This window comes from Desulfovibrio simplex (assembly GCF_055387835.1).
This window is the reverse complement of the sequence record NZ_AP042377.1, coordinates 253,071-266,286: the sequence shown is the minus strand read 5'-3', so window position 1 is coordinate 266,286 and position 13,216 is coordinate 253,071. Positions and strand designations below refer to the sequence as shown.

General features: G+C 51.5%; 10 protein-coding genes. 5 read left to right on the top strand and 5 right to left on the bottom strand.

The annotated features are described in order from the left end of the window. Positions 1-62: 62 nt before the first annotated feature. A complete protein-coding gene (locus ACZ5DH_RS01030; protein WP_464255321.1) occupies positions 63-1,400 on the top strand; it encodes an isochorismate synthase in 1,338 nt (445 codons plus the stop codon). 130 nt (positions 1,401-1,530) lie between these two features. Next, entirely contained in the window at positions 1,531-2,334 is an 804-nt protein-coding gene (locus tag ACZ5DH_RS01025) for a 2-amino-3,7-dideoxy-D-threo-hept-6-ulosonate synthase (RefSeq protein ID WP_464255320.1), read from the top strand. Positions 2,335-2,478: 144 nt separating this feature from the next. On the opposite strand, the gene ACZ5DH_RS01020 is transcribed toward ACZ5DH_RS01025, so the two are convergent. Beyond that, complete coding sequence (locus ACZ5DH_RS01020; protein ID WP_464255319.1) at positions 2,479-2,847, bottom strand: transposase; 369 nt, start codon at positions 2,845-2,847, stop codon at positions 2,479-2,481. Positions 2,848-3,584: 737 nt separating this feature from the next. Here ACZ5DH_RS01020 and ACZ5DH_RS01015 point away from each other — a divergent pair. The 3 genes from ACZ5DH_RS01015 to ACZ5DH_RS01005 all read left to right on the top strand — a co-directional run bounded on the left by ACZ5DH_RS01015 (position 3,585) and on the right by ACZ5DH_RS01005 (position 7,587). Then, positions 3,585-5,792, top strand: a complete 2,208-nt coding sequence (locus tag ACZ5DH_RS01015) for a TonB-dependent receptor (protein WP_464255318.1) — start codon at positions 3,585-3,587, stop codon at positions 5,790-5,792. A gap of 149 nt (positions 5,793-5,941) precedes the next feature. Further along, the gene (locus ACZ5DH_RS01010; RefSeq protein WP_464255317.1) at positions 5,942-6,175 is read left to right on the top strand and encodes a hypothetical protein; all 234 of its coding nucleotides are present in this window, start codon (positions 5,942-5,944) and stop codon (positions 6,173-6,175) included. A gap of 518 nt (positions 6,176-6,693) precedes the next feature. Further along, positions 6,694-7,587, top strand: a complete 894-nt coding sequence (locus tag ACZ5DH_RS01005; protein WP_464255316.1) for a helix-turn-helix transcriptional regulator — start codon at positions 6,694-6,696, stop codon at positions 7,585-7,587. A gap of 9 nt (positions 7,588-7,596) precedes the next feature. Here the strand turns inward: ACZ5DH_RS01005 and ACZ5DH_RS01000 are convergent, their stop codons facing one another. From ACZ5DH_RS01000 to ACZ5DH_RS00985, 4 genes are all read right to left on the bottom strand, one after another. After that, positions 7,597-8,646, bottom strand: coding sequence for a helix-turn-helix transcriptional regulator (locus ACZ5DH_RS01000; protein WP_464255315.1), 1,050 nt, complete (start codon positions 8,644-8,646; stop codon positions 7,597-7,599). Continuing rightward, positions 8,643-10,946: an efflux RND transporter permease subunit gene (locus ACZ5DH_RS00995; RefSeq protein WP_464255314.1), complete on the bottom strand. Its 2,304-nt coding sequence runs from the start codon at positions 10,944-10,946 to the stop codon at positions 8,643-8,645. The genes ACZ5DH_RS01000 and ACZ5DH_RS00995 overlap by 4 nt, the downstream gene beginning before the upstream one ends. A 91-nt stretch (positions 10,947-11,037) precedes the next feature. Then, a complete protein-coding gene (locus ACZ5DH_RS00990) occupies positions 11,038-12,267 on the bottom strand; it encodes a DUF1302 family protein (protein ID WP_464255313.1) in 1,230 nt (409 codons plus the stop codon). A 71-nt stretch (positions 12,268-12,338) separates the two neighbouring features. Next, positions 12,339-13,169, bottom strand: a complete 831-nt coding sequence (locus ACZ5DH_RS00985) for an outer membrane lipoprotein-sorting protein (RefSeq protein ID WP_464255312.1) — start codon at positions 13,167-13,169, stop codon at positions 12,339-12,341. Between the last annotated feature and the right edge of the window lie 47 nt (positions 13,170-13,216).

Sequence of the window (13,216 nt, the reverse complement as noted above, 5' to 3'; positions counted from 1 at the left end):
AATACCCTTTGTTTTTTGCCATTCAGGGTGCTTGCCGGAGAGCATCACAAAAAGGATGTCCCGTGCTTGCCGTTGCAGGCGCTTCTGTGCCCACAGTGGACCTGCTCTCGTTATTCACCCGTTATTCATCGCAAATGGACGCAAGCTTGTGGCTTGGGCTTGCAAAAAAATCACTGCTCGGACTTGGAGTGGCCCTTGAATGCACAGGACACGGAACGGACAGATTTACGACTATTTCTGCGCAATGGCATAATCTTATAAAAAATGCCGTGGTTATGGGCTCTGCGCCCCCCGTTGCTCTTGGCGGATTCCGTTTTGATGCCGCTTGCCCGGCGTCTTCTATGTGGCTTGGTTTTGCTGACGGCGCGCTGGTGATCCCCCGGTTGACCATTTTTCAAAGTAGCTCCGGCTGCTGCCACATTGTTGCGGCGGACCACGTCCCCCCGGGCGCGGATGCTGCTGTCCGCCTTCAAAGCATCTTCTCAGTTTTTAAATCCCGGACTGATGAAGGTATGACACCTCTTGAGCAGGAAGGACGCGTTTCAGTTTTTGATCCTGAAGAAGCAAAAATTCAATGGCATAATCTCGTTCATGGCGCCATGAACGCCATTTCGCAAGGTTCCGCAAAAAAAATCGTTGCCGCTCGTACCATACGGGCCACATCCACAACCCCCTTCACTGTGCCCAATATCATCAGGCGGTTGGGGGCAGAGAACCCCAAGGCCGCCATTTTTGCGTTTGGCCGTCGTGGCGTCTACTTTGTGGGAGCCACGCCGGAGATACTCATAACCGCCAGCGCTGGATCATTTCAGACTATGGCCCTGGCCGGAAGCGCCCCCCGCAGTGAGGATTCGGAGCAGGACGCTCTGTTGGGGCAGGCACTTCAGGACTCAGCTAAAGACCAGCTTGAGCACGATTTTGTGGTTCAGGCCATGTTGCGGGCCTTAAAACCATATTGCGGAAAAATTGTGACAGATGCCACGCCATCCTTGCACAAATTGCGCAAGGTGCAACATCTTGTCACGCACTTTTCGGGGGATCTTCTTCCCCACAAAAGCCTCCTTGACGCAGTTGCGCGTCTGCACCCTACCCCCGCTGTAGGCGGGGTTCCCACAGAATCAGCGCTGGCTTTTTTGCGAAAGCACGAAGGCGTTGACCGGGGGTGGTACGCTGGCCCTGTGGGCTGGCTTGACGCTGACGGCAACGGAGAGTTTATGGTGGCTCTGCGCTCGGGCGTGATCCACAGGCAGAACGCCGTGCTTTTCGCTGGCTGCGGGCTTGTGGCGGGGTCTGATCCGGTCAAGGAATATCAGGAAACGCAGATCAAATTCTCCACAATGCTTGACGGTCTGTGCCCGGTTTTTGGCAACGCAAAGGCTGGGGGTCAGACGGCCCACTGAATCTGCTGTGGCTGTGCGCGGCCTGCAAAGGCCGCTGACAACTGTGCCAGATACCTCAACATACCACGCTCTTATTCCAAGTCAGACCGTCCGGCATGGACGTTCAGGGCTGCCAAACAGGATAGCGGCTATGAATACAGGTAAAAAAATTCGGCTTTCCCGCATTATGGACGAAAATTCCAACCGGACGCTCATTGTGCCTATGGATCACGGCGTAACGTCTGGAGCCGTACAGGGGCTTACAGATGCGCACGAAACCATGAACGATATGGTCGCCGGAGGTGCGGATGCGCTGGTTCTGCACAAAGGGCTTGCACGTCAGTGCCATCCTGCAGGCGGAAGACGCGCGGCTCTGATAATGCATCTCTCGGCTTCCACCGCCCTGTCGCCTTTCTGCAACAGCAAGGCTCTTGTGGGGTCGATAGAAGAAGCCCTGCGGCTTGGGGCTGATGCTGTTTCCGTGCATGTCAACCTGGGGGATGCTGAAGAACGTGGAATGCTGGTGGATATGGGCAAGACAGCTGAATCCTGCGACAGTTGGGGCATGCCGCTACTTGCCATGGTATACGCGCGTGGCCCGCATATTAAAAACGCTCATGCACCAGATGTGGTGGCCCACTGCGCACGCGTGGGCATGGAATTGGGAGCTGATATCGTCAAAGTTTCCTATACCGATGAAGCTGGCGCTTTTACTGACGTTGTAAAAGCATGCGGCGTGCCGGTAGTCATTGCTGGCGGGAAGCGCATGTCATCGGATTACGAATTTTTGAACATGGCGGCAGACGCAATCAAGGCAGGCGCATCGGGCCTGTCTGTGGGGCGTAACGTTTTCCAGCACCCACGGCGCAAAGCGCTGCTGAAGGCGCTGAGGAGCATTGTACACGGCAACAAAACCGCAGAAGAAGCCCTGGCCGTACTGGAGCGGTCACCGTAAGTTACCTGTCACAGACACAGGGGGGAGCCCTTTGGGTTCTCCGGCAGCAAGGGCAAGTGGTCCTTTTGTCTGGGTTGCCCGCTATCCCTCTGGGGGCGGAAACTGCTTTGCCTTCGACATTGTGCACAGCACGAATCCTGGCATTCAATTCGTCTTTTGTTCGTCTGATACTGCGGGAAAGAACCCTTTTTTAAGCAGACTTGCCGATGTGCGCTGTGCTTTAAGGTGATTCACACCAATCATTACCCGTTCTATGGTCTCATGATTTTCAGCGAGTTCTGCAAAAATCTTGTCAAAAACGCCAAGTCGGCTCCAGCGTATGAACCTGTTATACAGTGTTTTGTGTGGCCCATACTCACGAGGAGCGTCTTTCCACTGAAGGCCGTGCTTTATAACGTAAAGAATTCCACTCAACACCCGTCTGTCATCAACCCGGGGAGTGCCGTGTGATAACGGAAAATATGTTTTGATGCGGTCAACCTGCTCGCGGGAAAGATAAAAACGGTTATTCATAGCTCACCTCGCTGCGTTATATACGTTTTTTTTACAAACCGTTTCACAGTTAACGAGTCCTGAACTTGGCGATTTTTCTTATCCAAAGCCGTCTGCTGCGCCAGCCTCACTCCACGACAGCGCAATCTTCGATATTTTTCGGCGAAGCGCCTGAGCCGCGGCCCATTGGCAATAAACAGCCCAGGCCGATGGCATACCCAGCAGGTTCCGGCTCTGCCGGGACGGCGCAGGGCAGCCCCCGCACCATCGGGCGCTCTGCTGGGATACCCGCAAGAGCACGACCACACGCACAGAGAATGAGAAACGCCTGCCTGCGTAGCCGCTAAAGCCGTAGGCAAAGCCTGTGAATACATATGGCTTCTCCTACTTGTTTTTTTGGTAATTTTTCTTATGACTGCGGGCGAAACCCAGTCTATACCGAAAATGCCAGAGTCGTGACAGTGAATGCCGTTGTGCTGCACTTCCCTTGTTCCACATTACGTTGAACGATCGATATCGGTATGGAAGTTCTCCAATACCTTAATGCAAAGTAGTTTCAGCCTTTACGAGGGAACTTCATACCTCTTAAGCTCAATTTATACGCAGTTGTATGAGCCATATACCATACAGATGGAGCCTGTGGGGAGAACAACAAAAACAAACTCCCTTTGGAGCTAGAAATAATCCATCTGCGCACAGAAATTGAAATTGAATTTTGATATCAGATTTTAATCTAGAATATCTTGGAGGAATTATTCATGCGTAAAGCTATCTCCTGCTTTGGCTGCGCTCTTGCGTCATTCATTTGTTTGTCCATACCTGCATTTGCCGCCGAGGAAGCCGGAGCGCAGGCAAACGCGGGGCATCATCAGCACGGGCTGGACACTACAATGCCCACGATTATCGTTACTGCCCAAAAAAGAGCTGAAGATATTCAGCAGGTGCCTTCATCTGTGGGCATTATTACTGCGCAGGAGGTAGAGCAGCAAAACATCGCAACCTTTTCAGATCTGAACAGGGTTGTGCCAAACCTCCAGATAGGTGATGCCGGGCCGGGTACATATTCCTATTTTGGCATTCGTGGCCGTATAAACGGCTCAATGGACGTGGACCCAACCGTTACGGTGCTGGTTGACGGTGTTCCTTACGATGACTTTTTCACCATCTCCGGCTTGCCGTTGTTTGATTTGGAGCGCATAGAAGTGCTTCGGGGGCCGCAATCTACCATGTACGGCATGAACAGCGCTGGCGGTGTTATTAATGTCGTCACCAAAAAACCCGGCAACACGCCGTATATAAATTTTGGCGCTGAAATAAACGGCGGCTACAAAAGTGAAATCGGGGGAATCATCAGAGGAAGTGTCGGCGGCCCTGTCGTTCAGGACAAACTGGCAATAGGCGTGTCTTTTGTGGGCAACCGCGCAGGCGGCTATGTGGAAAACAATTTTAATGATGACCATATAGGCCAGTCAGGAACCTTTGCGGGCCGCATATCAACAGTCTTTACCCCAACAAAGGAATTTGATGCCACGCTCAATTTTGGAGCCTACACCATAAACACCAACAGCGGCTTTTTAACCCTGCCCATCACCGACTCCGCCGCCTCGATTGTCGGCCAGAGCAAAAGAAAATGGGAAGCCGATTATAACGAAGAAGGGCATGGCAAGGTCAACAGCGTATTTGGCGACCTGAATCTGCATCTGGAAACCTCGTTTGCCGACCTGTACTCAATTACAGCCATTCGCAAGGCCGATCAGAAGTTCACAACTGAGCGTGACGGCACCGCGTATACGGGAACAACAACATACACGCCTACCTGGGGCATGGACCCGTTGAAAACAAACATGGACGGCACGCTGAAAAATGACGCCCTGACCTTTACACAGGAACTCAGAATTCAGTCCCTTGCCGAAAGTGAAAGCCCTTTGCAATGGCTTGCGGGCGTGTTTTTTCATGATTTTTCCCGCAACTCTAAGGGAACTGTAAACCGCAACGACATGATGACTCCGCCGGACTTCACCATGCTGGATAACACCCTGTACGGAACCAGCTATGCTGTTTTTGGTCAGGCTACCTACAGACTTCTGGATAAAAAACTGGGCTTCACCGTGGGCTTGCGTCAAGAATGGGTGGAGAGAAAGGTAAAGATACACGACGACAGAACCATCGCCTATCTGGGGAACGAAGACAGCCTCAGCAAAACAGATTCCATGTTTTTGCCCAAGTTCACCATTGATTACCGCATTGTGCCGGAGGCAATGGTTTACGCCACTGTGGCCAAGGGCTGGCGCGCAGGAGGCGTGACGCCCAACGTCAATGCCGCTACTCCTATAGAAAACGCCAAATACGACGCTGAAACAAGCTGGACATATGAAATTGGCGCCAAAACAGAATTGTTTGACAAAAAACTTCTTTTGAATGTGGCAGGGTTCTACACATCTTACGACGATTTTCAGAATGAAATAATGACAGACCCGTCCGTGGGCGGCTATTTGTCCAACAGTGGCAGAGCCCATATCAGTGGCGTTGAAGTTGAAGCTGTGGGGCATATCACTGACAGCCTCACAGCCACTGTCAATTTTGGCTACCTTAATGCCCGGTATGATGACTACAAAACGTATGGCGCGGATTATTCAGGCAATACCATCCAGGCAGTGCCTGACTTCACCCTGGGCGCCAACGTGCAATACAACTTCCTGGACGGCTTCTATGTGCGGCCCGGAATCCGTGTGGTAGGCAACACCTATTGGGACAGGGCAAATACGCAAAAACAGGAACCCTATGCAACGCTGAACCTGAGAGTTGGCTACCAGGACGAGCACTACGAAATTTACGCCTATGGCGAAAACCTCACCAACCAGTACGCTTTCAACTATGCCGCCGAAGGCATGTGGGGGTCTGAACACTATTATGGTACGCCCATCAGGCCTCTCCAGGTCGGCATGGGCTTCAATGTGTATTTCTAGCGCATGTTAACTTTGAAAAAAGTTAACATGCTCAACGCTGCACGAGAGTGCAGCGCGCCACAACGTGGCGTGGATTCTGCCGAGTTTTAGCCGTTGCGACGAAGGAAGCTACGGATGCTTCAAGCGTTGTGACGCAGGCTTAAAGCGTTGTGACGCAGGAAACTACGCTTGAAGACAGCATGCGTAACGACACGGTTTGTCCCATGCAATCGCTGTCGCCATCCGTAAGCCCTGCGGGCAACGGCTGCCGCGAAACTACGCTTGAAGACAGCATGCGTAACGACACGGCTTGTCCCATACAATCGCTGTCGCCATCCGTAAGCCCTGCGGGCAACGGCTGCCGCAAAGACAGCAATTGGTTAATTGAACGGACAGCCTACTGATGGCTGTCGCTATCCGTAAGCGGCAAAGAACCGCTAACGGCTACCGCAAATCGCATTTTCCGGCAGAATGACAACTTTGAAATGTGAAGCATTTCAAAGTTAATCTGGCCTAGAACCGTTAGCGATTGAAAATGCCTGATTGCGTTGCGGAGTTTCAGAAGAGCCTCCGCAACGCAAAATTTGCGATGCGTGCCCGGCTTGCCAAGCACGCATCGCTGTTTCAAATAACTTTGTTTCAGCCGTTGGCAGTGGAGCCACTTACGAATGCAGGCAGCAAAGCCATACCTGCCAGGCGGTGCCTCCGCAATAATTGACAATAAATTTCAATTTTATTAACATTTGAACACTCATTACTGAAAAATGCCACAAATTTATTTAGTTACATAGCTTTATGCTATAGGCAGACATAGGGGGCAATAATGGGAAGCCCAACGACCTTGGTTGGAAGTGACATTGGCAGGCGGATGGGTGGGTGCAGCACGGTAAAACTGTCCGGCAAATGCTGCCATGAGGGACAAGTGGCCCTTAATTACTCCGGCATGGCTACGGGTGACAGAAAAACTATTCTGGAGCAGATCACCTTCCCTTGCGGACTTACCCTCAGCATGACCAACTTTCAGCCAGCCAGCACGGTAAAAATTCTGTTTACAGAAATGCAGGCAAGTGTCGGATTTGGCTTTTGCATGTCAGGAGGCTTCAGCGGGACTACATATGGAGGCATGCCCATAGATATTGGCAAAGGGCAAAGAGTAACCAGCTCTACCCCGCCACTGGAATCCTATGTTGAGATTCAACCTGGCGAGCTGATACAACGTATTTCCATTGCCGCCTTCCGGAGTAATCTGCCTCTGTTGGAAAAAGCCTACCCGGAACTGCTTGAACACAAGATTTTTGATGTCAATTCAGAGCCTTTTATAGCCATTGATGCCATAAGAGCCGACACCTATGCCACATTGATGCAGATCATGAACTGTCCCTATATAGGAACAGTGCGGCGGCTATTTATGGAAAGCAAGTTGATCGAACTGATCGCCCAGCGCCTTCAGGAAGAAGAGAGCAGCAAAGCGAAGGCCGGCTATTGCGGCCTTGCTGCCAGCGACATTGAAAAAGTACACCATGCCGCCTATCTGCTGGCCCAAAATCTGCAGTCCCCCCCCGATCTGCACGAGATTTCCCGTAGCGTGGGGTTGAGCAAAAGCAAGCTGTATCCCATTTTCCAGAAGGTGTACGCCACCACCCCTTTTGACTATTTGCGCAAATACCGCCTTAAAAAGGCCGAAGAGCTGCTGCGTGAAGGTGGCATGAACGTAACTGAAGCTTCAATGGAAGTTGGCTATTCCAGCGTAAGCCACTTCACCAAGGCCTTTGCAGAGCATTTTCACTATCTGCCCAGCGAATGCAGAAAATGTTAAGAGCAGACACTACTTTTTCTTGAGAGAAAGAGCCCCCGGAGTTGCACCGTATTCGCCTTTGAAAGCGACAATAAACCTACTCACACTGGAATAACCTACTTCATAAGCAGCACTGCTTACGGAATACCCTTTTTCTTCTATGAGCCGCTTGGCTTGCCCCATACGCTCTTTACGCAAGACCTCAAAAACTGTCTGCCTGAACAGCTTCTTGAATCCCTTTTTCAGCTTGAATTCGTTGATGCAACAAAGGCGGGAAAGCTCGGATATCCCCGGCGGATCCGCCATTCTTTCCACCAGCATGCTCCGGGCATTGTACAGTTTTTGTATATCTTCCCTGGAAAAACCATCAAATCCGATCTTTTGTATATCCTCCCTGTGGGAAAAACCGTCAAATTCCAGCCTCTGCCCCTGCAGCATGCCAAGGAATACGGATAAAAGTTCTATGGATTTACTTTCCAGATACAGCCGCCTGCCTTTTCCAGTCATGGGGCAAGCAAGCAACTGGGCTCCTGCCAAGCTGGCCTGCCCGCTGGGTATGGCGTCTTGCCAGCAGATGCAGGCCCCAGCGGCATCGCGACAAAGGCGGGACAAGGCAAGCGCCTGAGTATCGTCTGGCCCCAGAATAGCGTGCAACGCTTCCGGCCTGAGAACTATACCGACGATCTTGCACGGCGCTTCATTTTTTATGGCAAAAGCGTAGCTTCCCGCACTGCACACCAGGGCATAATTTCCCGGAGTGAAGGAAGTGCGCCCGGACTCATCCTCGCATTCCCAATCAATATCCACCTGATCAGAATACAGAGAAAAAAAAGCAAGCTGGGCAGATTTAAACTCCAGTCTGGGTAGAACCATTGTGCTGCCCATATGGTCCAGCATAACGACGGCTATGCCGGAAGAGGTTTTTTCCACAGAAAAATGTTGTAACGAGCAAGAGTATTCACTATCCGTAGCCGGAGCACAATAATCCCCTTCGTTGCCCAAGTGTACACGCTGTTCCAATGCAGAGCCCACACTGTCAAAGGCATGCGCATCGTGATTATTATCCAGGGCTGATTTCATGGCTTGTTCACCGCCTGCCCTGCTGGTTGCTGTGCCGCCCATTCGGGACCGAAGGTTTTCAGTTTGTAAACAAGCACCGGAGTTATGAAGCATTCAGCTACAAAAGCCGCCAGAACGCCAAAGGCGATAAGCCAGCCCATGTTGACGAACACGTTGATATCCGAAAACAGGTACGAGCCAAAGCCAAGAACGAGTATACCGGAAGTGATGAAAATAGCTTTGCCCACGGTCTTGAAGGTGGTACGCACAGCCTTGGCATAGGAACCTGTGGCGTCAAATTCTATACGGCAGTGTCCGATAAAGTGGATGGTATCGTCCACAGCCAGGCCAAGGAGCATGGGAACAATGGTCACGGTCATGATGTCCAGGGGTATATTGAAGAGGCCCATGAGGGCTACTACTACAAACCCTGGAATTATATTTGGAATCATGGAAATGACGCCTGTCCGTATACTGCCGAAGGCAAGGGCCATAAGCGCCATGATGGTCAAAAGGGCCAGGGTGTTTGAATCTATCTGCCCCCAGGTAATATAATCCATCATCACGGTTGACTGGCTTAACGAGCCGGTAAAGATAACCTTGGCCCCAGGAAACAGTTCGGCGCAACGGCTGCGCACGTCTTTGAGCTGTTTCATCAGAATGCTGGAATTATAGTCGCTGACCTCAACCTGCAAGCGAAGACGCTGGTAGTCGTAATCCAGCCATTTTTCTGATTCCGAGCCACCCGCGTTTTCATACAACAGCAGAAGCTGGGCGATCTCTTCCCTTGTTTCGGGAATGCGGAATGCCTCAGGCGACCCATCGTTAACAACCTGATTCAAATCCTTGATAATATCCGTTATGGACCCCACTCTTTTGGTCAGGGGGTAACTCAGCACCTCTTTACCCAAAGTATCCAGATTGGCCAGCATCACCGGGTCTTTGGCCATGTCCGGATCAGAAAATTCTATGGCTACTCCATACGAATTGAGCGTGCCCACCTTGCTGTCGCCCACCTCTATCAGCCGTTTGACGTAGGGAACCCCCTCGCCGAAAGTGCGCCGTATGTCGAAGGACACTTCCAGATTCAGGGCTGCCACCGTGCAGATCAGCAAAAAGGAAATAAACAGGCCAAGCGACCGCCACGGTTTGTTCAGGCAATGGGTACCGCAATAGTCCACAATGCGATCAAGGAAGGAACCGTGAGCGAGCTTTTCTGCGGACAAGGGCGCCTTGTCTTTGCCAAAACTCAAAAACGCCGGAACCACAAGTGTTATCAGAAGCCATGAAACACTCACAAGGCAGGCCGCAGTCAGCCCTACCCAACGGATGGGACGCAAGGGGATAACCAAAAACGTGAGCAGGGCCACCACCGTCGTCAGACTGCTGAAAAGCTGGGGCCAGCTTGTTTTGGCAAGGCCGAATATGATGGAATGACGGCGTTTGCCCGTTCGTCTGAATTCGGTCAGATAAAAGTTGAAGATATGGATGGAATAGCAGGTAGCCAACGTCAGACTGAGAAAAATCGGTAAAAACAGCGTGGTCGGGTCCATGCTTATACGCAAGTGCCCCTGAATGCCCAGCACAATCAGAATACTGGCAATAGCTGTAACCATAGGAAAAACAACCCCCTGCCAACAGCGCAGGGCCACCCCCAGCACTGTTGCCAGAATGGCAATGCACACGCCAATGAGCCTGGGAGTCTCTTTGCCGAAATAATCCCTTTTCTCAAGGTCACTGACATGAACGCCAGACATTTTAGGGTGCAGGGGTTCGTATTTTTCCTGCTGCACCACATCCATAAAGACCCTGGCCATGACGTGGGAAGGCAATTCGCCCGTGCTGTCCGGTTCAGCCGGCAGGGGTTTCAGGCGCAGCATCAGCCAGGCTTCGCGGCCGTCATCGGAAATAAGGCGGTTTTTCAAAAAAGGTTTGGACAGGGCCAACTCTTTTATAGCCTGAAGAGAAACTTCGTCTGTGGGTAATGCAGCAAGATTTTTTGGAACCAGGTTGATTATCTCCAAGCCGTCGGGAGTGCCAAGCGTAAAGTCAAATTCCGCAATGGAAAGAACGTCATCGGCATACGGAACCCTGGCTTCAAGTTCCTGCCCAAGTTCACGCAGCAGGCGCAGGTTTTCCGGAGTAAAAATATTGTCGGCAGTCGCCAGCACCAGGGCCATGTCTTCATTGCCGAAGATGGCCTCAAAGTCCTGTTTGGCCTGCAAAACTTCATCGCCTTCCAGAAACCAGCTTTCCTGGCTGGTATCCACCTGCAAATGCGGCAGCCCCGCCAGAGCAAAGGCTGTAAGTGCCACAAACATGACTATCGAATATGCGCGAAATCGAACAATACCTTCTGCAAAAATGCGGCTGTACTTTACAATTTTTCTGCTATCTATCATATTTTTCCCATTAAAAACTGTATTTTAATTTTGTCCAGACAAAACTGTTGTCGTGGTACACGCCGTATTGCCCCTTGCCGGAAGAGAAATAATCAAGACCAACGGACCAATATAGTCCGTCACCCAGTTCGTATTCAGCTTTGACGCGGTTATAAAATTCACCGTCGTTTAAATCCAGAAAAACCATATTTGAAACAGTGAGAAGCTGGTTGTACATTTTTTTGGAAATATTGAGGGTCACCAGAGAATCGTGAGCATCGGCATCAATGGCCGGGTGGTAGTCGAAAATACTTTCGGTCACGATTTGCGCGCCCACTGTCCAGTCGTCACCCGGTGTCCAGTCCAAACCAAGCAGCCACTTCAGGGAGTCCCGCGGTATGGGATTGCCGGCAGTGGTTGTGCGATAACGGCCGATATACCAGGCGGCCTCGCCCCGAAAAACAAAATCCGACCAGGGACGGGAAAATTCCAGCCCGGCAACGGTCATGCGTTTATACTCGGGTTCAATTTGAACGGCATTGCCGTCAATTGAATAAAAATAGGCGGGCATGTCGTCCCAGGTGTGAAAGATGGAGACAGCCACATCAAGACCGGAAAAATACCCGGAAAGTTTAGCTGCAAGTTCCATGTTATCAATGGACACATCCGGTTTGTTTGCCGATTTCAAAGACATCCCCGGAGGCATGGTGCGTTCGACAACCCACGGATTATCGTCCTCCGGCAATTCGGCTTCCTTGAATACAGGAATGGCAATAAGCTCCAGGTTGAGGTCCTTCCCCATCACCGGAATTCCCGTAAAGCGCAGTTTGGCCGCATCCACAGGCATACGTATGCCGTCCAGGTCACGGGTCATGGCCTCAGTATAGTCGGGCGGGGATATCAAGTCCGTTACCTGCACCCCATCGGCCTTGCCCCAGATGATGATCTGGCGGCCCACGCGCAAATCCCATCCCGAGCCGACATATTCCATCCACAGTTCCTGCAGCTTCACGCCCGTTTCATCCGGGATTGCCCAGTTTTTTTCGGCATTGGCTGAAATGAAACCGTGGACAGGGCTGAAATCCAGCTCGCTTTCCAGATGAAAGCGGGCGCGGGAGGACGGTGCGTCACCTGCCTTGATAAAACGCGCGGAATGCAAAGCCTCCATATATCCTGTCAGGGAGGCGTGTTCCTGCAGTTTCTGGAACCACCCCGGAAGAGCCTTTTCTTCTTCAGGAGAAGGTTCGGGACGGCCAGGCACACTTTCAGCCCGGCCGAGGCAGGTGCAAACCAGCAACACCAGTAGTATTGTCCCGAAGCGGCAAGCCCATATCAAAGACGGCCCCTCTGCAGCGTTGTCACAGTAAAGAGACCATCATCAAGCCCCTTGTTATATTGCATGTCCTGTGTGTGCAGGAGGGTTTTATGTTCGCGGGAAAGATTGGTCATCTGCGAGGTGAGCATGGTCCAGAATCCGTCTATTTTACGCACCTCTTTGGCTTCAAAAACTTTTTCCAGGCCGTCTTTGTCAAAATATTCCCCTTTGAGAATGAGATTGGCATCTTTACCAACCAAGAGGACTCGTTTGGTGTACGTTTCCGGTTCAATCGGAACCGCCTCAATTTTCCAGCAATCGTGGCCCATAAACTGTTCTTCACCCAGGAAGGTGTAGCGGTCCTTGGAGGGGTGACGGCGGCCCATATCGTCGTAGGTAAAGTCAGACCCCATAAAATATTCATTGCGTGAGTTTCCGCTGATGCGACGATCCTTCTTCATGGCCGGCATATAGAGCCATTTGTCGTCCTCATGTTTGGGATCATCGTATTCCCAGGAGAGAAAGATGGTTCCCTTAACGTCGCCCGGAGCCTGGAACATCATGATTGATTTACGGTCCGGCCCATAGTTCTTGGAATACGACATCAGGCTTCGCACACGCTGGCGGCCCTGCTTGTTTTCCAAGGTCATGGTCATGGTGGAAGTTCGGTCTTCGCCTTCAGCCCGGTTGTAAACCTGCTGCATGATGGCTGTGGCATCGGCAGCCAGGGCCGGAGTTGTAAAAAACAAGCAAAGCAGAGAGATGGACAATACGGCTATGCAGTCAGCGCAAGTTGGTCTTTCAGATTGCATTGTGCTTTCTCCAAAATTTTTCAGGTCGATACCCATTACATGCAGGAAACGTTACAACTGCGGCGGCGGGAGGAAGAGAAGCA